Source organism: Avibacterium avium, from assembly GCF_900454535.1.
In the GTDB taxonomy this organism is placed as follows: Bacteria; Pseudomonadota; Gammaproteobacteria; order Enterobacterales; family Pasteurellaceae; genus Avibacterium; species Avibacterium avium.
The window spans coordinates 1,628,858-1,653,769 of sequence record NZ_UGSP01000001.1; the positions used below are offsets into that span (position 1 = coordinate 1,628,858).

The 24,912-nt window shown below is 41.7% G+C and carries 19 protein-coding genes and 1 pseudogene; 7 read left to right on the forward strand and 13 right to left on the reverse strand.

Translation table 11 applies throughout. From position 1 onward, the window contains the following. Positions 1-84 precede the first annotated feature (84 nt). The 8 genes from hemA to DYC50_RS07995 form a co-directional block, all read right to left on the reverse strand. Positions 85-1,389, reverse strand: coding sequence for a glutamyl-tRNA reductase (hemA, locus tag DYC50_RS07960; protein ID WP_115249723.1), 1,305 nt, complete (start codon positions 1,387-1,389; stop codon positions 85-87). Between the two features lie 177 nt (positions 1,390-1,566). Beyond that, entirely contained in the window at positions 1,567-3,255 is a 1,689-nt protein-coding gene (gene fadD, locus DYC50_RS07965) for a long-chain-fatty-acid--CoA ligase FadD (RefSeq protein WP_115249724.1), read from the reverse strand. A 74-nt stretch (positions 3,256-3,329) separates the two neighbouring features. After that, positions 3,330-4,040 carry a tRNA (adenosine(37)-N6)-threonylcarbamoyltransferase complex dimerization subunit type 1 TsaB gene (gene tsaB, locus DYC50_RS07970; RefSeq protein WP_115249725.1) on the reverse strand — a complete coding sequence of 237 codons (711 nt, stop codon included), beginning with the start codon at positions 4,038-4,040 and terminating at the stop codon, positions 3,330-3,332. Next, a complete protein-coding gene (yoaA, locus tag DYC50_RS07975; protein ID WP_115249726.1) occupies positions 4,040-5,986 on the reverse strand; it encodes a DNA repair helicase YoaA in 1,947 nt (648 codons plus the stop codon). Before yoaA ends, tsaB begins: the two co-directional genes overlap by 1 nt. A gap of 166 nt (positions 5,987-6,152) precedes the next feature. Continuing rightward, positions 6,153-6,422: a sulfurtransferase-like selenium metabolism protein YedF gene (gene yedF / locus DYC50_RS07980; protein ID WP_115249727.1), complete on the reverse strand. Its 270-nt coding sequence runs from the start codon at positions 6,420-6,422 to the stop codon at positions 6,153-6,155. 40 nt (positions 6,423-6,462) lie between these two features. Continuing rightward, the gene (gene yedE, locus DYC50_RS07985) at positions 6,463-7,680 is read right to left on the reverse strand and encodes a selenium metabolism membrane protein YedE/FdhT (RefSeq protein ID WP_115249728.1); all 1,218 of its coding nucleotides are present in this window, start codon (positions 7,678-7,680) and stop codon (positions 6,463-6,465) included. Positions 7,681-7,975: 295 nt separating this feature from the next. Beyond that, positions 7,976-8,185, reverse strand: coding sequence for a cold shock domain-containing protein CspD (cspD, locus tag DYC50_RS07990; protein WP_115249729.1), 210 nt, complete (start codon positions 8,183-8,185; stop codon positions 7,976-7,978). Positions 8,186-8,383: 198 nt separating this feature from the next. Next, entirely contained in the window at positions 8,384-8,533 is a 150-nt protein-coding gene (locus tag DYC50_RS07995; protein WP_115249730.1) for a YoaH family protein, read from the reverse strand. A 78-nt stretch (positions 8,534-8,611) separates the two neighbouring features. On the opposite strand from DYC50_RS07995, the gene DYC50_RS08000 reads away from it, so the two are divergent. After that, on the forward strand, positions 8,612-9,616 hold the full coding sequence (locus DYC50_RS08000; RefSeq protein WP_115249731.1) for an ornithine carbamoyltransferase: 1,005 nt from the start codon (positions 8,612-8,614) through the stop codon (positions 9,614-9,616). A 54-nt stretch (positions 9,617-9,670) separates the two neighbouring features. Here DYC50_RS08000 and DYC50_RS08005 read toward each other — a convergent pair whose 3' ends face one another. After that, positions 9,671-11,386, reverse strand: coding sequence for a protein-disulfide reductase DsbD (locus DYC50_RS08005; RefSeq protein ID WP_115249732.1), 1,716 nt, complete (start codon positions 11,384-11,386; stop codon positions 9,671-9,673). Between the two features lie 250 nt (positions 11,387-11,636). On the opposite strand from DYC50_RS08005, the gene DYC50_RS08010 reads away from it, so the two are divergent. The 3 genes from DYC50_RS08010 (at position 11,637) to arcA (ending at position 13,010) form a co-directional block, all read left to right on the forward strand. Next, positions 11,637-11,903, forward strand: a complete 267-nt coding sequence (locus DYC50_RS08010) for a type B 50S ribosomal protein L31 (protein ID WP_103852717.1) — start codon at positions 11,637-11,639, stop codon at positions 11,901-11,903. 9 nt (positions 11,904-11,912) lie between these two features. Then, positions 11,913-12,056 (forward strand): type B 50S ribosomal protein L36, encoded by a 144-nt coding sequence (ykgO, locus tag DYC50_RS08015; RefSeq protein WP_103852716.1) that lies wholly within the window; start codon positions 11,913-11,915, stop codon positions 12,054-12,056. A gap of 234 nt (positions 12,057-12,290) precedes the next feature. After that, positions 12,291-13,010, forward strand: coding sequence for a two-component system response regulator ArcA (gene arcA, locus DYC50_RS08020; RefSeq protein ID WP_115249733.1), 720 nt, complete (start codon positions 12,291-12,293; stop codon positions 13,008-13,010). Between the two features lie 313 nt (positions 13,011-13,323). On the opposite strand, the gene xseA is transcribed toward arcA, so the two are convergent. The 4 genes and pseudogenes from xseA to DYC50_RS08040 form a co-directional block, all read right to left on the reverse strand. Continuing rightward, positions 13,324-14,859 (reverse strand): exodeoxyribonuclease VII large subunit, encoded by a 1,536-nt coding sequence (xseA, locus tag DYC50_RS08025; RefSeq protein WP_115249734.1) that lies wholly within the window; start codon positions 14,857-14,859, stop codon positions 13,324-13,326. 2 nt (positions 14,860-14,861) lie between these two features. Beyond that, entirely contained in the window at positions 14,862-16,058 is a 1,197-nt protein-coding gene (locus DYC50_RS08030) for a ribosomal protein uL16 3-hydroxylase (RefSeq protein ID WP_115249735.1), read from the reverse strand. A gap of 127 nt (positions 16,059-16,185) precedes the next feature. Then, positions 16,186-16,461 (reverse strand): annotated as a pseudogene (locus DYC50_RS08035) (RnfH family protein); the annotation flags it as partial. Further along, positions 16,461-16,892: a type II toxin-antitoxin system RatA family toxin gene (locus DYC50_RS08040; RefSeq protein ID WP_115249736.1), complete on the reverse strand. Its 432-nt coding sequence runs from the start codon at positions 16,890-16,892 to the stop codon at positions 16,461-16,463. The pseudogene DYC50_RS08035 and the gene DYC50_RS08040, both read right to left, overlap by 1 nt. A gap of 100 nt (positions 16,893-16,992) precedes the next feature. Between DYC50_RS08040 and DYC50_RS08045 the strand changes: the two genes are divergently transcribed. The 3 genes from DYC50_RS08045 to pth all read left to right on the forward strand — a co-directional run bounded on the left by DYC50_RS08045 (position 16,993) and on the right by pth (position 24,898). Continuing rightward, on the forward strand, positions 16,993-17,409 hold the full coding sequence (locus tag DYC50_RS08045) for an EamA family transporter (protein ID WP_115249737.1): 417 nt from the start codon (positions 16,993-16,995) through the stop codon (positions 17,407-17,409). Between the two features lie 121 nt (positions 17,410-17,530). Further along, positions 17,531-24,124, forward strand: a complete 6,594-nt coding sequence (locus DYC50_RS08055) for a YadA-like family protein (protein WP_172459077.1) — start codon at positions 17,531-17,533, stop codon at positions 24,122-24,124. A gap of 189 nt (positions 24,125-24,313) precedes the next feature. Continuing rightward, positions 24,314-24,898, forward strand: coding sequence for an aminoacyl-tRNA hydrolase (gene pth, locus DYC50_RS08060; protein WP_103853176.1), 585 nt, complete (start codon positions 24,314-24,316; stop codon positions 24,896-24,898). The last annotated feature ends 14 nt before the right edge of the window (positions 24,899-24,912 follow it).

Here is a 24,912-nt window from a genome sequence, read left to right on the forward strand (position 1 = left end):
CCTTAACATAGGGTTAATGTCAATATGAAAAATGCAGTGAAATATGAGAAAAAGTGCGGTGTAAAATAAGGCGATTTTTTCGCCTTATTCTGGTTTGGTTTGAATTTCTTGCGAAAATGCTTGCAAGCCTTGTGCGTTACCTGATTTCACCATAGCTTGCATTGCTTGGGTTGGGGTGTGGATCAACTTGTTCATTAATTTATAGCTTAATTCTTGCAAAATTTGCTCCGCACTTTCACCTTGCTGTAAGGCACTCAAGGCTTTTTCAAGCATTTCTTGGCGAGTTTGCTCCGCTTCTTCACGATAACGGCGAATTAAATTAGAAAACTGATGCACCTTGAGCCATTCAAAAAAGGCTTGGTTTTCTTCATCAATAATCTGTTCTGCTTCAGCGGAAGCCTGTTCCCGCTGGGTGAGATTGCGCTGAATGATATTTTGCAAATCATCAACGGTGTAATGATAAACGCTTTCCACTTCGCCTGCGCTTTCTTCTACATCACGCGGTACGGCAATATCAACAATTAGCATTGGATTATAACAACGCTTTTTCTGCGCTTGCTGCACCATTGCTTGGCTGATTAGGGTGTTTGGGCTGCCTGTCGAGCTGATTACAATATCGGCCTGATCTAAGGCTGCTTGAAGATCATCTAGCCCGATCACACGAATTTTCTGTGTAGATCCTAGCTTTTCCACTAACTGTTCAGCACGAGCAAGGGTTCGGTTGGCAATGGTTAAGCTTTTTACGCCGTGGCGTAATAAATGGCGAGCTACCAATTCGATGGTTTCGCCCGCACCGACAAGTAAAATATTCAGCTGACGTAAACTATCAAAAATCTGACGAGCGAGCGTGCAGGCAGTATAGGCCACCGACACGGCATTTTCACCGATACTGGTTTCCGTGCGCACACGCTTTGCCGTGGAAAAAGTTTTTTGGAATAAGCGAGAAAGCTGGCCTGAAATCGCGCCTTGATGTTGCTGATAATAATCTTCACTCAGCTGATAGGCTTGCTTTACTTGCCCTAAAATTTGTGGCTCGCCCAATACAAGGGAATCCAATCCGCACGCGACACGCATTAAATGTTGCGTGGCAAACTGATTTTGTTTGACATAAAGGCTATGATTCAACTCTTCTTTATCAAACTGATGAATTTCGCTCAGCCAGTCAATACATTGGCGTTGCCATTGGGCATCATCTTGTGGGGAAATGGCTTTATTATGAAAATACACTTCTGTACGGTTGCAGGTGGACAAAATCACAGCGCTGTCCGCCAAAGCAGCTTGCTCGATTTGTTGCAATGCCTGCTGACGTTTTTCATCAGAAAACGCCACTTTTTCACGCAATGCCACAGAAGCGGTTTTATGGTTAATGCCTAAAACAAGAATTGTCATAAATTAATTGAAATTTGACCGCACTTTCGGTCAAGCCCCCACAAAATAAAAAGAAAGAAAATAAAAACTTGCTCATTCTAAGCAATTATTTGCCATTGAGCAAATTGAAACAACGAATTGTTTATATAGTAAAAATAAATTAAAGGCATCTGTAAACAGATGCCTAAAAATTGTGCGTTAATTCGCTGGTCGTTTGGCTAATTCTTCATCGCGCAGTACGCGGCGCAGAATTTTACCTACATTGGATTTTGGTAATTCATCTCTAAATTCAATGTCTTTCGGTACTTTATAGCCGGTGAGATGCTGGCGGCAATGTTGGCGTAGCTCATCACGCGTCAGACTTTCATCTTTTTTCACCACAAATACTTTAATGGTTTCGCCCGACACTTCATTTGGCACGCCAATGGCTACCACTTCAGCCACTTTGTAATTGAGCATAATCACATCTTCAATTTCATTTGGATACACATTAAAGCCTGAAACCAAGATCATATCTTTTTTGCGATCCACAATGCGTAAGCTGTAAGATTCGTCCATCACCACAATATCGCCTGTGGCAAGCCAGCCGTCTTTCAGCACTTCCTCTGTGGCTTCAGGACGCTTCCAATACCCTTGCATCACCTGCTCGCCTTTCACCCAAAGCTCCCCTGGTTCGCCAAGTTGAGCTTCTTCGCCATTGTCTTTGATGATTTTAATATCCGTATTCGGCACGGGAACACCGATAGTGCCGTTGTGTTTCACCACATTGATTGGACAAGCGGCAATCAATGGTGAACATTCAGTCATTCCATAGCCTTCAATAATGTTACAGCCTGTGGTTTCGTGCCAACGGGTTGCCACAGATTGCTGAATGGCCATTCCCCCACCAACGGAAAGTTTAAGCTGTGAAAAATCGATTTCTTTGAAATTTTCATTATTTAACAAGGCGTTAAATAAAGTGTTTACCCCGGTAATGGCAACAAAGCGATATTTTTTCATCTCTTTGACAAAACCATCAATATCACGCGGATTGGTGATCAAAATTGCGGTAACGCCCAGTTCAATAAACAATAAGCAGTTTACGGTTAAAGCAAAAACGTGATACAGCGGTAAAGCCAGAATGGCTTTGCGTTCGCGCGTGTGATCGCCCACGAAAGGATAGGCAATCCATTTTGCCTGAAATACATTGGTAATAATATTGTGATGAGAAAGCATTGCGCCTTTGGCAACGCCTGTTGTGCCGCCTGTATATTGTAAGAAAGCAAGATCATTACCCGTTAAATGCGGGCGAACATATTGACGATATTTTCCCACAGCCAGCACTTCACGGAATGTTACGGCGTGCGGTAATTTATATTTTGGTACGAGCTTTTTAATGTATTTCACCACGAAATTCACCAGCGTGCGTTTACCAAAAGAAAGCTGATCGCCCATTCGGGTTAAAATAACGTGTTTTACTTCTGTATTGAATACCACTTTTTCAAGGGTTGAAGCGAAATTTGACACCACCACAATGGCTTTTGCGCCGCTGTCTTGTAGCTGATGTTCTAGCTCTCTTGGCGTGTAAAGGGGATTAACATTCACCACCACCATTCCAGCGCGTAAAATACCAAATAGCGCAATAGGATATTGCAATAAATTTGGCATCATCAATGCCACAGGATCGCCTTGTTGTAACTTCAATTCATTTTGTAAATAAGCAGCAAAGGCGCGGCTACGCTCTTCTAATTTACGAAAGGTCAGCACTTGCCCCATATTAATATAAGCAGCGCGATCAGGGTGTTCGCGCACCGCCTTATCAAACATATCTAAGATATTTTCATAGGCAGAAGTGTCAATATGCTTTTCTACACCTTCTGGATAATTGATAAACCAAGGCTTTTCCATTTGTTATCCTTATTATTTTTATTAAATCTTACGGATTTTATCACTAGCTCACGAATGTGCCAAATGCTGATGCGTTATTCACGCCCAGGTAACTTTTTCCAAGTTACTTCATTGCGCAAATAAACTGGCTCAATTTCCACCGCACTTATCCATTGTTTCTGCCAGTAATAAGGCAAGGCTAAAGGCAACATTGCTTTGGCAGAAGGCAAGGTGATGTCAGAATCTTTCGCCCAATCTAATGTAGCAAGTTGCGAATAAGCCTGCCAGCCCGTTCCCACTTTAACGCAATCTTCCGTTTGTTGAGCCAGCTGAAGTACGGCTTCTGGGGTACAAACTCGTTCGCTAACTAACGCTTGCCAGTCAAAAAACTCGCCAAAATCTGACCGCACTTTTTGCATCTGAAGTTGGCTAAAATACACCTCATTCATTCTGGCATCAATGGCGCATAGCACCTGTGTTGTGCCATATTGCTCATAGGCTTGCTGTGCCATTGTGGTGAGATTAGAAATAGGAATCACCGGCAAATCTGCACCTAATGCTAAGCCTTGCGCAATGCCTGCTCCCACGCGCACACCAGTAAAACTACCCGGACCACGTCCAAAAACCAAGGCATCGACTTGATTGAGCGTAACACCAGACTGGCTTAAAATTTCATCAACCATTGGCAAAATACGCTTTGTGTGCGTGCGTTGCGCCAATTCATCTAAATGGGTGATTTCCCCTTTATGCAATAAGGCAACGGAACAGGCTTCCGTTGAAGTATCTAAAGCGAGTAAAGTTGTCATTATTTTTTCTCTGTTAAAAATTGGATTACGTTGTTTAAATCTCGGGTTCGTTTAGCATTCGGCAAACTTTTCAAGAAAGTTTCACCGTAGGATCGCATCACCAAACGGCTATCACAAATAATCACCGCACCGCGGTCGGTAACATCACGGATCAAACGCCCTACCCCTTGTTTTAAGGTGATCACCGCTTCGGGAATTTGGATCTCATTAAACGGATCTTTGCCCTGCAAGCGGCAATCTTCCATTCGTGCTTTGAGCAAAGGCTCATCAGGTGCGGTAAAGGGCAATTTATCAATAATCACTAAGGAAAGGGCATCGCCGCGCACATCTACCCCCTCCCAGAAACTGGAAGTGGCGACCAACACGGCGTGAGATTGGGTGGTAAACTGTTCTAATAATTTGCTTTTTGCCGTTTCCCCTTGCAATAACACGGTTAAATCACTGTGTTCACGGAAAAAATCCGCCAGCCCACGCATCATTGAATAAGAGGTACAAAGTACAAAACAGCGCCCCTGATTTTTTTCGATGATCGGTAATAACATTTGCCCGAGCTGCGTTTGCGTGTGCGATTGGTTCAATGCAGGCAAGAAACGTGGCACACATAATAAGGCTTGTTCAGGATAATTAAACGGACTCGGCAAAATTTTCTGCTCGGCATTTTGAATGCCTAAACGTTGGCAAAAATGCTGAAAATTGCCCCCCACTTCTAAGGTAGCAGAAGTAAAAATCCACGCGGCTTCTTTTTGGCTGAGCTGTTCACCGAATTTATCTGCCACGGTGAGCGGTGTGATATGCAAGCCAAAGCCACGCCCCATGGTTTCATACCAATAGCAATATCCCACCAAATGGGTTTCTTGCAGACGTTTTAAAATCACCTGAATACTGGCAATGCGTTCAAAAATGCTGTCTAGGGTTTGCGAACGACCTAGTGCAAGTTTCACCACATCAGATAAAAATGCCAATTTTTCTTGCAATAATTCTACGCATTTTTGCACCGCACTTTTATCTGCGGAATGCGCCATCGCAGGCTGAGAATACAGCTCGCGCCAGTTGCCACGGCGATTACCCTCACCCAATAATAAACGAAAATCTTGCACCACCTTGAGCAAGGTATCCGCCGCCACGCCAAGCTGTTTCATATCTTTTAATTCTGTACGATAAACAATATTGGCATCTTTGCATAAATCAAATAATTGACGTGAAGTCAGGGATATGCCGAAATACTGGCTCGCGACATCAGCAATTTGATGGGCTTCATCAAAAATTATCGCCTGCGCATTAGGGATCAGCTCGCCAAAGCCGCTTTCTTTTACCGCCATATCAGCAAAAAATAAATGATGATTCACCACCACTAAATCGGCATTTAAGGCTTTTTTACGTGCCGCCGCCACATAGCAATCGCCGTAATTCGGACACTCTGAACCTAAGCAGCTTTCAGTGGTGCTGGTAAGCTGTGGCAAAATCGGGCTGTCTTCCGCAATTTCCACACATTCGCTTAAATCCCCTGTTTTAGTGGCATTGTTCCATTTTCGCACTTTAGCCAAATCTGCTAACACCGTGCGATCGCCCAATACCCCTTGTGCAATCAGCTGATCCAAACGTTCAAGGCAAAGATAATTAGCTCGCCCTTTTAAAAGCGCGATTTTGCCCGTATAACCCAACGCTTTTTTAATGGCAGGAAGATCACGATTGAACAATTGATCTTGCAGATTTTTTGACCCCGTGGAAATAATGGTTTTCTTGCCTGCAAGCAACGCTGGCACTAAATAAGCAAAGGTTTTCCCCGTGCCCGTTCCTGCTTCCACCACAAGGGCTTGCTTATGTGAAATAGCCTGCGCCACGGCTTGCGCCATTTCTAGCTGCTCGGCTCGGGGGCGAAATCCTTTGATATGCTGACTCAGCACGCCCGTTTCCGCAAAGGCGTTGATCACATTTTGGCTATCCATTCGTTCAATTCGAGGTTAGGGTAAATAAAATTAGCGGCTATTCTAACAGATAAGCAAAGAAAAATCCTATACAGTATTTTACTGGATAAAATGGTGTATGAAGTGCGGTGGGATTTGGATAAATTTTACCCTTAATAAATGAATTATTAAGGGTAAAATAATACCATTATTTTTGAATAAGATAACGTAAAATAGTACCATCTTGTTCAATGCTAAGCATTGTGTATCCGTGATTTTTCGCATCCACCGGAATATTATTAATGGATTGCGCACAGTCACTTAACACTTCCAAAATTTCGCCTTCTTGTAAGGTAGGCATTGTTTCTAAGGTAGCGATTGCGGGATAAGGGCAAGGTTCACCAAGCATATCTAAAGTGTAGGTTGGTGTGATCTCCGCAGGATGTTTATCTTTCTGTTCAATTACAATAAATGCCATTGTTAATGTCCTCTAAAAATAATGAAAAAATGACCGCACTTTAAATCGTATAACGATTAGTCGCAGCAACGCGTGCTTTTGCTTTGCGGATAAAGCGTTTTTCCCACCAAATAATGAAAATCAAACAGCTAATCATTAAGGCGTAATTAATCAGTAGTCCAGAAATAGGACCAAAAGATTTTAATAGGTTTATTTTTTCATAATCTAACGCTAAAACTGGCGCAAGATCATCCCATAAATAAGCAAGTAAGGTTGAACCAGCAATATTTCCTACACCAACCCACATAAAATGAACTTGACCTTCCATTGCACGATACATCCAGCCTGTTTCACATCCACCAGCCAACACAATACCAAAACCAAATAACAAGCCGCCAATCAAAGCATTTGGGCCGGCCCACATAATTTTAGGATTCATACCAAGCTGAATATAACTAAAAATGCAAATTGTGCTAATGATCATACCGTAGATAATTGCCTTGCCCATATAAGCTCGGCCAGAAACCCATAAATCACGGAAAGCGGAAGTAAAACAAATTTGTGCGCGTTCAATTAATAATCCAAAGGCTAAGCCAAATAACATTGCAAAACCGAGTTTAGTTGAATGTTGTAAGGTATAAATGGATAACACTGCCCAGCAAAGAAACACTACCATTCCGATCCAAAAGCGGCGCTGCGCTTGCTTTGGATCACTTTGTCTGATTGCTGCACCGCCTTTTTTTAGCTTTAACGGCGCACGGAAAATTGGTAATAAAGTAAATTTTACCCCTGCGTAAGTACCAATAGCGGTAGTTAAGGTAAAGTACCACGCGTGCATTGAGAATTGTGGAATTCCTGTGAAAAGCGATGCCAAATTACACCCCATTGCCAAGCGTGCGCCAAATCCTGCTAATGCGCCACCAATTAAGGCCTGAAGAATGCGAATTTTATTTTGTGATGCTCGAATTTTCATATTATTCGCCCATAGCGCTGCCGCAATACAACCAGCGAACATTCCTAGGATCATCACCCCATCAATGCGATTTAGCACAGAACCCTCAAGGCTAATTAATTTATAATAGCCCCATTTTTCAGCATCCACGCCAAAAAATTGCAGAATTTCCCCGCCCCAGCGTGTAAATTCTCCCGTTACCGCCCAATAAGTACCAGTTAAGCCAAAATAATAAGCAGATAAAATCCCCGCTGCGATGACTGCTGCTGTCGGATGCCAAAATTTAATAAGATAGTTTTGTTTAAATGATTGCCAAATTTCTAACATTCCTTAAATCCTTAAGCGAAATTGAAAACGGCAAGAATGGTATAACGATGAAAAACAGAATGGAAAACAGTTTGATCATTTCCTATACACAATACTTGCGATATAGATGTTCAAAGAACAGACCGATTTTACGATCTATTCATAAAATTACAAGACTTTCGAATAAAAACCCTTATAAAATTAAGGCATAAAAAACAAACCGCTTTCTATGCCAACATAAGATAACTAACAAGATGGGGCAATGTGATCGCCCAACTTCATATATTCCTAAATTACACTACAATCTGAAATATGCTTATTCAACAATAGGAACAATTTTTGTCGCGTGTGAACCTTTTTCTCCGTGTACTACTTCAAAATGCACTTTTTGCCCAGCTTTTAGCGAACGATAGCCGTCCATTTCAATAACAGAATAATGAGCAAAAATATCAGAATCATTTCCTTCCATTGAAATAAATCCAAAACCTTTAGCATTATTGAACCATTTCACAATACCCACTTCCATAAAACTTTAACCTCTTAAATGGATGATCTCAACGATCTATAACTAATTTAATAAAGCATTTAATACTTTATCCCTCGTTGCAACGAATATTGGAATAAATTGCCTTATTTATCAATCATCAATATTTAAAAATCAAACAGAGATCACAAATTTTTATTAGGATTTTTAGGCTTAATCCGTTCAGCGAAAAAATGTTTTCTATTTTTCTTGATATTTTTCGCGTAATTCTTTTGCTACCATCGCAATGGCTTCACCGCTGCTTACGCCCTGCTCCATTAATGCCTGAATTTTTTCTACTGCTTCTTGCTGTTGTTCGTGGGTTAAGCTTAATAATGCTTGATCTAACATATTTTTACCTTTATTCACCGAAAAGAAATCAGTAATATACCAACAAAATTTGCAAACACAACATAAGAGGAAAATATTATGCCCTTTAACTTAAAAAACCGTCATTTACTTAGCCTTGTACACCACACGCCAGAAGAAATTAAATTTTTACTACAACTTGCCGAAGACTTAAAACGCGCCAAATATGCAGGCACAGAACAGCCCAAGTTAAAAGGCAAAAACATCGCTTTAATTTTTGAAAAAACCTCCACTCGCACACGCTGCGCCTTTGAAGTGGCGGCTTATGATCAAGGGGCAAATGTAACCTACATTGATCCAAATTCTTCCCAAATTGGGCATAAAGAAAGTATGAAAGACACCGCACGCGTACTTGGAAGAATGTATGATGCCATTGAATATCGCGGCTTTAAACAAGCGGTGGTCAATGAACTCGCCGAATATGCTGGTGTGCCAGTCTTTAACGGTTTAACCGATGAATTCCACCCAACTCAAATGCTGGCAGATGTGCTTACAATGATGGAACATTGCGACAAACCGTTGTCTGAAATTAGCTATGTGTATATTGGTGATGCACGCAATAATATGGGCAATTCATTATTATTAATCGGGGCAAAATTAGGAATGGACGTTCGCATTTGCGCGCCAAAAGCCTTGCAGCCAGAAGCGGAATTAGTGGCAATGTGTCAAGAATTTGCGCAACAAACAGGGGCAAAAATCACCATTACAGAAGATGTGGATCTTGCCGTGAAAGGCGTTGATTTCGTGCATACAGACGTTTGGGTATCAATGGGCGAACCGCTTGAAAGCTGGGGCGAACGCATTGATTTGCTATTGCCTTATCAAGTAACCCCTGCCCTAATGCAACGCAGTGGCAACCCTAAAGTGAAGTTTATGCACTGCCTGCCCGCTTTCCATAATTGCGAAACCGAAGTCGGTAAAAAAATCGCCGAAAAATACCCGCACTTAGCAAACGGCATTGAAGTCACGGAAGAGGTGTTTGAATCCCCAATGAACATCGCCTTTGACCAAGCAGAAAACCGTATGCACACCATTAAAGCGGTAATGGTGGCGTCTTTGGGATAATTCTTTGGGATAATGATACATAAACAAAAGTGCGGTAAAAAACACCGCACTTTTTTATATCAGCCTTTCTTGTAACCAAGCTAGAAATTCATCAGCATTCATAAATCCTGTAATGCGGGCTGGGTGAATTTCGTTACCTTGTTTATCAAAAAAGATAATGGTGGGTAAGCCTAACACATTCAGTTTTTCCATTAACGCTTTGTTTTCTGGGCTATTTTTGGTCATATCTACTTGTAACAATAAAATATCCTCAAAGGCCTGCTGAACGTTGGCATTGGAAAAAGTATATTTTTCAAACTCTTTACAGGCCACGCACCAATCGGCATAAAGATCAAGCATTGCAAAAGTGCGGTCGTTTTTTTGCAAGATTTTTTGTAGCTCGTCATAGCTGCTTACTTTTTGGAACGCGGTTTGATGCGCGCGCGTTGCTTGCGCTAAATCAGGTTCATTCCAGAGCCAAGTTTGCAGTGGTTTCACCAAGATCATCGCTAAGATAAAAAATCCAATACGCAACGCCCAGCCAATGCCTTGCCCTTTGATTTGCAAGCCTGCCCATAAGCAGAAAGACACGCCAAGCAACGCCCATAAACGGTTTTCCCAGATTTCAGGCAGAATACGAGAAAGCAAGAAAACCGGCAAGGCAAGCATTACAAAGCCGAAAATCACTTTTACTTTTTCTAACCATTCGCCTGATTTTGGCAAAATGCGGTTGCCGAAAACCGTGGCTAAAATCAGCGGTACGCCCATTCCCAACGCAAGTAAATAAAGAGTGATTGCGCCAGTAAATAGATCACCGCTTTGCGCCACATAAAGCAATGCGCCCGATAGTGGTGCGGAAGTGCAAGGCGATGCCACAAGGCCTGCAATCATTCCCATCACAAAAACGCCGCCAAATGCACCGCTCTTTTGTTTTTGGCTTAACAAGGTGAGCTTGGTTTGTAATGATGATGGCAGCTGTAAGGTGAACACACCAAACATTGATAAGGCGAGCAGAACGAAAATCACCGATAAACCGATGAGTACATAAGGGCTTTGCAGCGCAATCTGAAAAGGCAAGCCGATAGCGGCTACGGCTAGGCCGAGTAAAGTATAAGTTAGCGCCATTCCTTGCACATAAGCAAGGCTTAATCCCAACGCACGCGCCGTACTTGGGCGTTGCCCGCTACCAATCACCACCGCCGAAAGCAGCGGCAACATTGGCAATACACAAGGGGTAAACGCCAAGCCTAAGCCTAATAAGAAAAAGCCAAATACCGCATATTTGCTTTCAAATAAGCGTTGTGCCAAGGATTGTTGTTCATTTAACGCAGGTAAAAGTGCGGTGTTTTTTTGCACCGTTTTTTCTGCTGAATTTATTGCTGACGGCTGCCATTGCACGGTTTTGGTTTCAGGCGGATAGCAAAATCCTTTCGTACAACCTTGGTAGATAACAGAAAAAGTTTGCGGCGTTGTTGATGAAATCGGCACATTTAAGGTGAGATGATCTCGGTAAATTTCCGTTTCGCCAAAAAATTCATCTTGATATTTTTCTGCTGGCGGAAAAGGTAGATTTGCGACCTTTTGCTCCCCTTGTTCAAGCAAGATTTCTTTTTTGTAGAGATAATAATCTGGCGCAATTTGCCACGCTAATTGCAAGCTCTCCCCATTAGAATGGGCAGAAAATTGAAAAGCCTCATCAGCTTTCAAAAATTGCGGTTTGCCATCAAAAAGCCCTGCCTGCACCACAAGTGCGGTGCAAAAACAAAGCAAAAAGGTAAAAATCTTTTTCATTCTCGCTTGCTAACCTATTGAATGTTAAAACCTAAAGCTAATCTATGTGGCTTCATTCTAGCACAGTATCAACGCACGAGATGTATAAAAAGTCTTGAGTTCTTTCACTTTATCTTATTTTCTTCGCTTGTCTTAAGATTCTTAGCAGACAGACTTATTTCTCAAAGAAAAATAAGAGTTGATAATCGTTCCTATTTGGTATAGTATGCCCAGCCTAGTTATTTCGCAGTAAAAAATAAGGAGTTATCAAATGAAAAAAGGGATTCACCCAGAAAATTACCGTACTGTACTTTTTTACGACAGCAATGCCAAACAAGGCTTTTTAATTCGTTCTTGCGCCAGAACTACTCAAACAATGAAGTGGGAAGATGGCAAAGAATATCCTGTCTTTATGTGTGATACTTCATCTGCATCGCACCCATTTTATACAGGAAAAACCAGACAAATTAATAACGAGGGCAGAGCAAGTAGCTTCCTAAACAGATACAGCAAATTCGGCTCACTCAAATCAAAATAAGGACAAATAATGCAAGTACTTTCTTCATTAAAAACCGCCAAAACGCGCCACCCAAAATGCAAAGTGGTACGCCGCCAAGGTGTGGTGTATGTTATTTGTAAAGAAAATCCACGCTTTAAAGCGCGTCAAGGGGGCAAAAAGAAAAAACGATAAAAAGAATCTTATTTCATTAGACAAAAATAGCGCGCTAAATGTTTTGGCGCGTTTCCTTTTCTTAATTCAATCAATTAAATTCTATGATTTAGATCATAAAATATGAATGATTTTCCAAAAGTGGCTGTTTTAACACTTGTTACAATAATGTTGCAATTATACAATGTCGAACTTAGAATACCCCATAGTTATTAGGATTTAAGTACAATTTTAGCTGTAAAGGAAACAGATTATATGGTTACTCCACAAATCTTGGTGGTTGAAGATGAAGCCATTACAAGAAACACATTGAAAAGTATTTTTGAAGCGGAAGGATATGATGTATTTGAAGCGACCGATGGCACGCAAATGCACAATATTCTCACCAGCCAACCTATTGATCTTGTTGTAATGGACATCAATCTCCCCGGCAAAAATGGCTTAATGCTTGCGCGTGAATTGCGCGAACAAAAAAATACCGCACTTATGTTCCTGACTGGGCGAAACAATGAAGTGGATAAAATTTTAGGCTTAGAAATTGGTGCCGATGATTACATTACTAAACCGTTTAATCCAAGAGAACTGACAATTCGTGCCAGAAATATTTTGCAACGCACAATGCAAGATATGCCTAAACCGCTTAATCAAACGCAACAAATTGAACAATATCGCTTTAATGGTTGGACGTTGGATCTCAATAGCCACACGTTGATCTCACCAGATAATCACCCCTTTAAACTACCACGCAGTGAATTTAGAACACTGCTCCATTTCTGCGAAAATCCCGGCAAAATTCAATCTCGTGAAGAATTATTGAAAAAAATGGCTGGGCGAGAATTAAAACCACAAGATAGAACGGTTGATGTAACCATTCGCCGTATTCGTAAATATTTTGAGAACTATCCAGAAACGCCAGAAATTATCGCCACTATTCACGGTGAGGGCTATCGTTTTTGCGGAAAATTAGAAGAATAAAATCCTTCTGTTATTCTTGATTTTAGAACGAAAGCGAAGAATGAAAAACGAAAAGAGCGGGAAAAATTCCCGCTCTTTTCGTTTATTTCAGTGTTAAAAAAATGGCTAAGGTTCGCTTAGCCATAAATATATGAATAAAATTTTCAGTTAATTTACCTAAAGTTTTTTAAGTAAATCTTCCCCATTCTAAAAAAAAAAAAAAAAAAACAACTAAAATCGCGAAAAAATTTAATTTTTCATTTTTTATTTGTTTTAAATCAATTTTTTGCCATTTATTTAATTCTATAAAATAAATTATTTGATTAATCAGCAATTATTTATCAATTTGCTCAACACGGCTATAAATCACGCCATTCATTAGCTGTGTTTTCACCCGCTCTCCCACTTGCACTTGATGAGTATCAGTAATCGCAATGCCTTGTTCATTTTCAGAAATGGAATAACCACGGGAAAGAATTTTCAGCGGGCTTAATCCGTCCAAGCGTTGGCACAAGGTGGCAAAACGCCCTTGTCTATTTGCCAGCAGTTTTTCTACGCTAAAATCTAACCGCACTTTTAATTGTTGCAAATGTTGCGCTTGTTTTTGTAAGCGATACGGCAGCGGATTATTATTCAGCCGCTCATTAAGTGCGGTGAAATTTTGCTGTTTTTTTGCCAAATAATGCTGCATTGCCAGCCTTAAACCATAGCCTAGCTGTTGGATCTGGGCTTTTTGCTGATTAAGCTGTTTTTGCGGGTGGCGATTTTGTAAGCGTTGGCTAAGTTGCTGTAATCCTTGTTGTTTCGCGGAAAGGTTGCGTTCCATTGCCAAATGCAAACGCTGATGCTGTGTGGCAATTTGCTGTTGCGATTTTTCCACTGTCCGTTGCATTGCAAACTGCAAGCGGTAAGCAAGCTGTTCTAGCTGAGCTTTTTGTTGATTAAGTTGAATTTGCGGATGACGATTTTGCAAACGCCATACAAGCTGATTTAAGGCTTGGCTTTTTTCATTAAATAGACGATCTAACGCCATTTCTAAACGCTGACGTTTATAGTTAAGCTGTTGCAATAATTCTTGCTGATCACGGCTTACTAACTCTGCCGCAGCAGAGGGCGTGGGCGCACGCACATCAGCCACAAAATCGGCAATGGTAACATCGGTTTCGTGTCCCACCGCGCTGATCACAGGGATCACGGAATTAAAAATCGCACGCGCCACGGCTTCTTCATTGAAACACCATAAATCTTCTAGCGAACCGCCACCGCGTCCCACAATAAGCACGTCCACTTCTTGACGGCGGTTAGCCAGTTCGATCATTTGTACAATTTCATCGGTGGCCTCTTTGCCTTGTACGGCAGTGGGATAAATCACCACATTCAGGCTCGGATCGCGCCGCTGTAAAATATGCAAAATATCTTGCAACGCAGCCCCTGTTGGTGAAGTTATCACGCCCACTTTGCGACTAAAGTGCGGTAGATTTTTTTTCAGATTTTGCGCAAACAATCCTTCCGCAGCCAATTTCATTTTTAAGGCTTCAAATTGCTGCTGCAACAAGCCCTCACCTGCAGGGTGCATACTATCGATAATCAGCTGATAATCACCGCGCGGCTCGTATAAACTCACACAGGCACGCACCAACACTTGCATTCCATTTTGCGGACGAAACGGCACGCGCAGATTTTTCATTCGGAACATTGCGCAACGCACTTGGGCATTTTCATCTTTCAAGGTGAGATACCAATGCCCCGAAACAGGTTGGGTGAAATTGGAAATTTCCCCCGTGAGCCACACTAGCCCAAGCTGGCCTTCCAATAATTGGCGAGCCTGCTGATTGAGCTGTGAAACGGAATAAATCGCACTATTTTCCATTTTTAATCCAACAATACCCAGCCATCATCAAGCCAGTTGCATAGGCTGTCTAACAATAATTCCATTACGCTTTCTTTATCTTGCACGTCAAGCATTAAGGCTTGCAAATCGCCTAAGCCAAGGCTTTCGCCATCTGCTAAACGTTTTAAAATTTGTGCTTCAAGGGGATTGAGTTCATCAAGCCATTCGCCGTTGGCATAAATACGCATCGGATACTCGGTGTAAAGCAATTTGCAATTATTATCTTGTGAAAGCAAACAATCTTCCTCCAAAAGCGACCGCACTTCGTCAGGATCGTACTCCCCTTCCGTTGGTAATAATTCGTAGCGTCTGCTACTTACTGTGCTTGCTAAGGCTTGTTTGAATAACGCGTCAAATTGCGGGCTTTCCGCAAGGCTGGCAAGAAATTGTTGCTTAATGGTGGCGATATTTTGCTGTGCCAATAAACCTGTGGGTTGAAGATCTGGGCTAAGGCGCAGTGGAATTAAAAATTCGCTTAGATCCAATTCTAAATTAGGTTGATTAAAGGCTTTGCCCACATTTTCAAAAATATCCGCCAAATTAGGATAACGTAAGCCGAAAGAGAACGTCAGACAATCATCTTGCGCCACGCCATAATGAGATAAACGCGAAGGCACATAAAGTACATCACCAGGTGCAAGCACTTCATCAAGCACCAATTCGCCCATATCATCAAAAATACGGATCGGCTGGTTCGGTTTGAACTCGGTGGTTGGATCGCACCATTTGCCAAGCTGCCAACGGCGATGTCCGTAGCCTTGCACGAGGAACACGTCATATTCATCATAATGTCGCCCTACTGAACCACCTTGCGGCGCGTAAGACACCATAATATCGTCCCGTTGCCATTGGGGAATAAAGCCGAAGGCGTTCCAAAGCTGGCCTAATTCTGGCGACCATTGTTCCATATTTTGCACCAGCACCGTCCATTGTGTTGGCACATCAACAAAATCTTGTTCTACCAGCGGGCTAACTTTGAGTTCCCAATTCTCATCGATGTGTTGCTTAATTAAGCGCGCGGTAACCTCTTCGCCCTGCGCCAGTTCAATAATATCTTCTGGCTCAAACTGCCCCACAATTTGTGGCAGACCGTTGCGAATTAATAAGGGTTTCTTTTGCCAATATTCTTGCAAAAATTGTTCTGGGCTAATGTGATCGGGTAAGCAAAATTTAATCATTGCCTTGTTCCTCTTGGGTTGAAGATGGTGTTGCCAATTGGGATACAGATTGTTGATCTTGGGCTAATTGTTTTGCGCGTTTTTTCGCTTCTTTTTCAGCTTGCTTTTGCGCTTGCTGTTCTTGCAACTGCTGTGCCGCACGCTTACGGCGGATTTCTTTAGGATCAGCCAATAACGGGCGATAAATCTCAATGCGATCGCCATTTTCTAGCACATCGGTGAGCTTCGCAGGGCGGCTGAAAATGCCAATTTTATTTTCGCGTAAATCAATTTCACTAAATTGATGCAAAATACCCGATTGCAAAATTGCTGTTTGCACCGTTGTGCCTTGCTCCATATGCAAGGTTTTCAAAAAATAACGATCAGGCAAGGCATAAGCAATTTCAATTTTTAATTTAGACATTAGGCGTAAACCTCCTTAGCACGTTGCTTAAACGCATCAATCATTTTGCTAGTAAGATGGGTAAAAATCTGCCCGAATGCCATTGCAATAATCGGATTAGAAAATTCAAAATCCAGTTTTAAGGCAATTTTGCAGCACTGCTCATCAATTTCAACAAACTGCCATTCCCCTTGTAAAAACTTGAAAGGCCCTTCCACCAACTGCATTTGAATACGCTGATTTTCCAGCATTGTATTTTGCGTGGTAAAACGCTGGCGAATACCTGCTTTGCTGATCACCAATTCTGCCGTGAGCTGATTTTGCTGACGGCTTAGGGTTCGGCTTTCCACACAGCCCGGCACAAACTCAGGATAGCGTTCATAATTATTCACCAAATCATACATTTGTTTGGCACTGTAAGGCACTAAGGCACTTTGATTAACACTTGGCATTTTATTTATACTTAGTATTTTTCTCTAAAAAAACTTTGCTATTATAGCGAATATCAAACAAAAGTGCGGTGATAAACGCACTAAAAAATAAGGAAAAACGATGAATTGGGTCATTTTCGCCATTGGATCAGCATTTTTCGCTGGGCTAACCGCCATTTTCGGCAAGCTCGGTGTGGAAGGCATTAACAGCAACCTTGCGACATTTATCCGCACCATTGTGGTACTTGCAGTTGCAGGCGGTATTATTACTCTGCGCAACGAATGGCAACTGCCCCAACATATCGCCACCAAACCCTTTATTTTCCTGCTATTATCTGGCGTTGCCACTGGGCTTTCTTGGCTCTGTTACTACCGAGCCCTACAACTTGCCCCTGCCTCTTGGGTTGCCCCGATTGATAAACTGAGTGTCGTCATCGCCATTGTGCTAGGCGTAGTGCTATTAGGCGAACCAATCAGCTTAAAACTTATCATCGGATCAATTTTAATTTTGAGCGGTGTATTGGTGTTGGTTTTTTAGTAAAGATTTGCTTGTATTTTGATCGCAACCTGAATAAAATGCAACTCGAAAGAAGTATTCGTTACTTCCTTCTGATTTTATATAAAAAAATTTTATAAAAATTTCATTCAGGAGCCTAAATATGAACAATGATCTATTTAAGGCCGATTTCAAGCGTGATGCAAAACACGCGATGAGTAGTATTGAAATTAGCCAACATATCCTTTCTTATAAAAACTTGAAAAAATTAAACCGCGCTTTAGCCGCGATCCTACCAACCACCTTACCAATTCTCTTTGGCGCAGTATCGCTTAGTGCAAATGCTACGATAAACGATACTTCAACCACATCAACAATAGCTATTGCCCCAGAAGAAAAAACAGCAACAGCCTCTGGAGATAGTGCAATTGCAATCGGTGAAAGCGCAAGTTCTGCGGGAGATAAAGCGGTTGCTGTGGGTAAAAATGCGAATGCCGCCGAAGAATACACTATTGCGGTGGGTAGTGGCGCAGCAGCGAAAAAAATCGATGCGGTTGCGATTGGAAGATCTAGTGCAGACAATACCGGAGCAGTGGCTATTGGCAAAGCAAGTACTAGCGGTGGTGGCATTGGTGGTATTGCCATCGGCTATGGTGCCTTAGCACCTATCTATCGTGATGGAGAAACAGAGAAACTTGTTGCTTTTGGACGTACAGGCGATAAATATACTGGTGGAATCGCCATTGGTACAGAAACTCACGCTCGTGTAGGCACTATTGATATTGGTAACCGTGATTATCGTGGCGAAATGGGCGATTTCAGCACAGATAAAAGCCGTGTAGATATTCTAAGTGCAGTAGGTGCAACTACCGTAGGGGATAATTCCTTTAACAGTGGGCAACTTGCGGTTATCAACGGGGCATATTCCTCTATCACAAGAGCGCCATTAAAATCTACGGGCGGCTGGGTTGATTTCTTTACCCGTTTACAAAATAAAGCAGATAATGCCCAACACTCCACCCAAGGATTTGGGGCTACTATATTAGGTTCACTTAACTCTATTGAGTCTTCTACAGATCGACATTATGTAGATGGTATGGCAAGTAGTATTGTGGGGGTAGCTAACCGTTCTCAAAAATCAAATGGTGCCCTTATCTTTGGTGCTGGAAATGAAATTACTAATTCCTATTTAGCAATCAGTATGCCTGACGGTTTATCAGAAGGTATTCTGGGAACTAGTTCAATTGATACCGTCAAAAAAATGGCTGATAAATTCCGAGGCTTGGCAACAACTGATAGCTCAGGTTCTGTTTCTGTAATTGGTGGCGGTAATAAGGCAAATTACGCGTTATTTTCTCAAGTATCAGGTGTTCGCAATAAATTAATCGGTTCTGGTGTTGATAGCGTAAATAATGTGCGCGCTAATAGTGCCGAAACTTATCCTGGATTTAGTGCATTTTCCGCTATATCAGGTTATGAAAATATTGCAACAAATGTATCACATACCAATATTATGGGATCTCATAACGAAGTAACTAATGCAACTGAAAATATCGTAATGGGTAACCATAATAAAGTAATCGGTGAAAATACCGATCAATCTCAAGCAAAACGCAATGTATTGCTCGGTTTCCAAGACAAAGATGCTGATAAAATCGGTAAAAACATTTCCAACAACCAATTAATCGGTTCAGATATTACGGTTAAAGAAGGCACGAAAAATGGTGTTCTTATTGGTGATCAAGCGGAAATTGCCGCTTCTAATGTAGATAATACAACAGCATTAGATGGTGCGGTAGCAATGGGGGCAAAATCCGTAGCTAATCGTCAAGCAATTGATTCTGCATCAGTAGATACATCTACGGATCAAATTCCTGAAAATGATGCAGCTAAAACAAATAAAGTTTATGCTTTAAAAGCTGCATCAGATGCTGATAAAGCTGCTGTTAAGAAAACAGTAAAAGGTAATTTAGCGGCGGTTTCTGTGGGTAATGCCAACAATACTCGTCAAATTATCAATGTAGCCGCTGGTTCTGCTGACACGGACGCGGTAAACGTGGCACAATTAAGAAGTGTGGCAACCCACTACTACCATGTAAATACCACAGGCAACCCTAACTACAACAATGATGGTGCAACAGGCAAAAATTCGATGGCGGCAGGTAAAGTAACCGCCAGCGGTGAAAATTCATTGGCTGTAGGTATCGGCGCAGCTGCGAAAAATATCAATTCAATTTCAATTGGTAAAACCAATATTTATGGCGATAATGCTATTGGCTTAGGTTCTGGCTATGCCGCAGCCAAAAATGCTATTGTTATAGGTAATGGTGCAGTAAGTGATAATATGGGTCCACTCTCTGAAGAAGGTATCGCAATTGGTACCAATGCGAAATCATTGGATTCGTATTCTACTCAACCTAGAACCATCCTTGGATTTACAATTCCATCTATGAAACCCAATGCCCTACCAAATGGCGTAGGCGGTATTGCGATTGGGGCAAATACTTATGCCAATCAAGGTACAATTGATATTGGCATGAAAAAAGCAACAGGGCCTCACCCAGCAGCACCAAGCAAAACTATTGTTGGTAGTGAAGGACGTGGCGCAAACCGCCGTGCGGTGACTTCGGTGGGTACAGAATCTTATGCAGCCGCACACTTCTCTAGCATTTTCGGTTCATACTCATCAATCACTTCAGATGTAGACGTGACATATTCTGGCTTGCCAACCCAAGGTTTTGCTTCAAGCATTACGGGTACGCTCAATACCATCAAAGCAAACAGCCCATCAACTCAGCCAGCAGCTGCGTTTGATGGTATGGCTAATGCGATTAATGGTACTGCCAACGTGATTGAGCACAGTAATGGTGCGTTGATTATGGGTGCGGGTAATAAAATTTCTAATTCATTATTACCTGTTTCGATCTCTGGCTTAAATTATTCAATGGCATCAGACCCTGAAGCATTTAATAAAAAATTAAATACGCCAGACAGCAATGGTGTGAAACCAGCATTGGCTTCTGTGGGTATCTTTGGTGGTGCGAATGAAGTGGATAATTCTCACTATGTGAATGTTAGCGGTGTGGATAACCAGTTGAAAGGCGCAGAAGATGTCACATCAAGCGAATTTGTTTCGATTGATGGTTATATGAACAGAGCAACCAATGTGAAGCATTTGAGCGAGCAAGGTAGCCACAATGAAGTAACCAACGCTGAAGAAAATATTGTAATGGGTAATTACAATAAAGTGCTTGGTGATAATGTTGATCGTAGCGATGCCAAACGTAATGTTATGTTAGGCTTCCAAGATAAAGATGCTGATAAAATCGGCAAAAATCTGAAACATAGCCAAGTTATCGGCTCAAATGTAACAGTTGCAGAAAACACAAGCAACGGCGTATTGATTGGTGATGATTCACACATCAGCTCATCAGATGCAATTGCAATTGGTCATACCGCTCAAGCATTGGCAAATAAAGCAATCTCAATCGGTACAGGCAATGTGGTAACTGGTGAAGGTTCAGGTGCAATTGGTGATCCAAGCACTGTTTCAGGTACAGGCTCATATTCAATTGGTAACAATAATACTGTTGCAACCAATAATTCATTTGTATTGGGTAGCAATGTTAGCCAAACCATCGAAAACTCTGTTGCGCTAGGTAAAGACTCAGCGATGACTGCTGGTTCTGCCGTTGGCACAGCTGTTAAAGCGACAGACGGAACAGATGGCGAAACCACAACCGCAGGCGATAAAGGCACTGTAGAAACAGCAACAGTAAACGGTGTACCTTATGGTGGTTTTGCAGGTGCTACTGCTGATGGTGTTGTATCTGTCGGTTCGGCAGGCAAAGAGCGTCGTGTACAAAATGTGGCAGCGGGTGAAATTAGTGAAACATCAACTGATGCCATCAATGGCAGCCAGCTTTACCTCGTTGCTAAAGGCTTAAACGACCAAATGCCAGTGGTATACACAAAAGCAGATGGCACAAAAGTATACAAAAAACCTGATGGCACATTTGTTGATGAATCAGGTACAGCAGTACAACCTACTGACGTTATTGCATCAATGAATAATGGAAAAAACTCAACCACTACTCCAATGGAATTGACCAATATTGCAGGTAATCTTGCTGGTGCTAAAACAAACACTACTGCCCCAGTAACATCAGGCACAGCGCCAGCAGCAGAAGATGTAAAACTAAACAATGCTGCAACTGTGGGTGATGTATTGAATGCAGGTTGGAATCTACAAGGCAACGGTCAAGCAGTTGATTTTGTGAAACCATACGACACGGTAAACTTTGTTGATGGTGCCAACACCACTGTATCAGTAACAACAGCCGATAATCTCACCAACGAGATTCGTGTAAACGTAACTAACCTGCCTATCAGCTACACCAATGAAGCTGGCGACATCTTAGTTAAAGTTGGCGACAAATTCTACAAAGCCAACGATGTTGTTGATGGCAAACCTAAAGATGATGCAGCATCACAAACCGCTGCAGGCACCACTTTGGTTGACAGCACAGGCGCAGCAGCACCGCAAACGTTGAATAACGTACAATCAGCAATTAATCCTGATAGCTCAAAAACAGGCGATGCATTCACCACCGCACTGAATGAAGCGGGTACAAACTCACCGAATAAAGCGGTTAATGTCAGCGACCTAAAAAATGCAACTACTACCATTATTGCCAAAGGCACAGTATACAGTGGTGATGTAGCTGAAGATAATGATAACGCCTTTACCCGAGCATTAGGTGAAGAAACCAAAGTTATCGGCGGAGTGACAGACAAAGCCAACCTATCTGATAACAATATTGGTGTGGTATCAAACGGCACAGATACTCTTACCGTTAAACTTGCTAAAGATCTCAAAGATCTCAGTTCAGCAACATTTGGTACAGATGACAAAGACCAAACCGTGATCAACAAAGATGGAATCACCGTCAAAGGAGATACTAGCGATGTATCATTAACAAATGCAGGTTTGGACAACGGCGGTAACAAGATCGTCAATGTTGCTCCTGGCACAGCCGACACAGACGCAGTAAATGTAAGTCAGTTAAACGCAGTAAAAACTGATGTAAGCAATATCCGAACCGATGTTAATTTTGTTAAATCTGACTTAGTTAACGTGAAGGGAGATGTCAATAATGTCAAAGCTGATGTTAATAACGTTAAGGCTGATGTTACTGGCGTTAGAACTGAATTGAACGACGTAAGAAATGATGTCAACACAGTTAAAACTGATGTAAATAACGTGAAAATTGATATGAACAACGTTAAAAACGATGTTACCAATGTTAAAAACGATATGAACACAGTTAAAACAGATGTCGCTGGCGTAAAAACTGATGTAACTAATGTTAAGAACGATATGAACACCATGAAAGTTGATATGACCAATGTCAAAAATGATGTGAATAACGTGAAAGGTGATGTAACAACGATTAAAACTGATGTTACTAACATTAAAACAGATGTAGCTGGCGTAAAAACTGATGTAACTAACGTTAAAAACGATATGACAACAGTTAAAACAGATGTCGCTGGCATGAAAACTGATGTAACCAACGTTAAAAACGATATGAACACCATGAAAGTTGATATGACCAATGTCAAAAATGATGTGAATAACGTGAAAGGCGATGTTACCAACATTAAAACCGACGTTGCTGGCGTAAAAACTGATATGAATAATGTTAAGACCGATGTCAATAACATTAAAACTGATGTGAATAACGTAAAAGGTGATGTTACTAACGTTAAAAATCAAGTTGAAAGCATAACTCACACTACTTGGAATTTATCTGCTAACGATAAAGACAAAGTAAACATTGGCACGGCTGATACCGTTAATTTCGAAAATACTGATAACAATATTAAAATTGTGAAAAGTAAAAAAGAAAATAACAAAGTCGATGTCGATATGACGCTAAATGACACCGTCAACATTAAGGAAAAAGTTAATGTAGGCGGCACGACTGGCGCAAGCATTAATAAAGACGGTCTAACCACCAATGGCGGTAAGGGCCCTAGCGTTACCACTGTGGGGGTCAATGCTGGCAATCAAGTCATCACCAATGTTGCAGCAGGCGTTGCGCCAACTGATGCAGTGAATGTAAGCCAATTAGATAGCGTAAGAAATCAGCTTAACAACGTAATCAATACCAATTGGAGTATGTCTGTTAATGATGAATCGCCTGAAACTGTTGCGCGTACTGATACCGTTAATTTCAACAACTCAGATAACAACATTAAGCTTGTTAAAACAAGAAATGGCAACAAAATTAATGTTGATATGAAATTAAACGACACAGTGCGTATTGGTGGACAAAATGGCACTGTCATTAATAACCACGGCATTATGACCAACGGTGGCAATGGCCCGAGTATTACAACGTCTGGGGTGAATGCTGGCAACAAACGTATTACAAATGTGGCGGCCGGAGTTGCACCGACTGATGCAGTGAATGTAAGCCAATTAAATGGGGTGAAACGTCAAATTGATGATGTGGATAAATCAGCCCGTGCAGGTATTGCTGGTGCATTAGCGACAGCGAACCTTTACCAAGCTTATCTTCCAGGCCATTCTATGGTATCTGTTGGGGTGGGTACATTCCGCGGACAAAATGCCATTGCAATCGGGGCATCTCGCCTTTCAGATAATGGCCATATCGGTGTAAAACTTAGTGGTATGACAACCAGCCAAGGTGATGTGGGTGGTGCGATGACCGTAGGTTATCAATGGTAATTATCACTTAACGCATTTTAACGGCACTAGCAACAGTGCCGTTATTTTTCTCACTGCTTTTCTTGCTGCAACCGACTTCCCCACTTTTCACTCCAAGGTTTATCATTATTAACAGCAAAGGGTTTAAATTGAGTATTGCGAGATTTTTCGCTACAATAGCCCACTATTTTTTGTCCAGTTAAAGAAAGTATGTCAGAAATTAAACTCATTGTTGGGCTGGCTAACCCCGGCGATAAATATGCCGACACGCGCCATAATGCAGGGGAATGGGTGATTGATCGCCTTGCTCGTCAATTTAATTTTCAGCTGAAAGAAGAAAGTAAATTTTTCGGTAAAACAGCAAGAGCGGTGATTTTTGGCGAAGAAATTCGTTTTCTCGTTCCTACCACCTTTATGAATTTAAGCGGTAAAGCAGTGAGTGCCTTAGCCAATTTTTACCGTATTAAACCTGAAGAAATTCTGATTATTCACGATGAGCTTGATCTCCCTCCCGGTGTTGCCAAAATTAAACAAGGGGGCGGACACGGTGGGCATAACGGTTTGCGTGATAGCATTGCTCAGTTAGGTAATAATAAAAATTTCTACCGTCTGCGCGTGGGCATTGGACACCCCGGTGATAAAAATCTGGTTTCTGCCTATGTGCTAGGCAAACCTTCGCCAAGCGATTGGCAACTGATTGACAAAGCCTTAGATGAAGCCGCGGCGTGCGTGGAAATTCTCATCAAAGAAGGCATTACAAAAGCAACAAATCGACTCAATAGCTTTAAAGCGTAAAACATAACGCTTTA

Coding starts and splice junctions, on each gene's coding strand:
- pth (WP_103853176.1), top strand. CDS start 24,314: ATGTCAGAAATTAAACTCATTGTTGGGCTGGCTAACCCCGGCGATAAA.
- DYC50_RS08040 (WP_115249736.1), bottom strand. CDS start 16,892: ATGCCAAGTGTTAATCAAAGTGCCTTAGTGCCTTACAGTGCCAAACAA.
- yedE (WP_115249728.1), bottom strand. CDS start 7,680: ATGTTAGAAATTTGGCAATCATTTAAACAAAACTATCTTATTAAATTT.
- hemA (WP_115249723.1), bottom strand. CDS start 1,389: ATGACAATTCTTGTTTTAGGCATTAACCATAAAACCGCTTCTGTGGCA.
- cspD (WP_115249729.1), bottom strand. CDS start 8,185: ATGGAAGTGGGTATTGTGAAATGGTTCAATAATGCTAAAGGTTTTGGA.
- DYC50_RS08055 (WP_172459077.1), top strand. CDS start 17,531: ATGAACAATGATCTATTTAAGGCCGATTTCAAGCGTGATGCAAAACAC.
- tsaB (WP_115249725.1), bottom strand. CDS start 4,040: ATGACAACTTTACTCGCTTTAGATACTTCAACGGAAGCCTGTTCCGTT.
- ykgO (WP_103852716.1), top strand. CDS start 11,913: ATGCAAGTACTTTCTTCATTAAAAACCGCCAAAACGCGCCACCCAAAA.
- fadD (WP_115249724.1), bottom strand. CDS start 3,255: ATGGAAAAGCCTTGGTTTATCAATTATCCAGAAGGTGTAGAAAAGCAT.
- DYC50_RS08005 (WP_115249732.1), bottom strand. CDS start 11,386: ATGAAAAAGATTTTTACCTTTTTGCTTTGTTTTTGCACCGCACTTGTG.
- DYC50_RS08010 (WP_103852717.1), top strand. CDS start 11,637: ATGAAAAAAGGGATTCACCCAGAAAATTACCGTACTGTACTTTTTTAC.
- yoaA (WP_115249726.1), bottom strand. CDS start 5,986: ATGGATAGCCAAAATGTGATCAACGCCTTTGCGGAAACGGGCGTGCTG.
- xseA (WP_115249734.1), bottom strand. CDS start 14,859: ATGGAAAATAGTGCGATTTATTCCGTTTCACAGCTCAATCAGCAGGCT.
- yedF (WP_115249727.1), bottom strand. CDS start 6,422: ATGGCATTTATTGTAATTGAACAGAAAGATAAACATCCTGCGGAGATC.
- DYC50_RS08030 (WP_115249735.1), bottom strand. CDS start 16,058: ATGATTAAATTTTGCTTACCCGATCACATTAGCCCAGAACAATTTTTG.
- DYC50_RS08000 (WP_115249731.1), top strand. CDS start 8,612: ATGCCCTTTAACTTAAAAAACCGTCATTTACTTAGCCTTGTACACCAC.
- arcA (WP_115249733.1), top strand. CDS start 12,291: ATGGTTACTCCACAAATCTTGGTGGTTGAAGATGAAGCCATTACAAGA.
- DYC50_RS07995 (WP_115249730.1), bottom strand. CDS start 8,533: ATGTTAGATCAAGCATTATTAAGCTTAACCCACGAACAACAGCAAGAA.
- DYC50_RS08045 (WP_115249737.1), top strand. CDS start 16,993: ATGAATTGGGTCATTTTCGCCATTGGATCAGCATTTTTCGCTGGGCTA.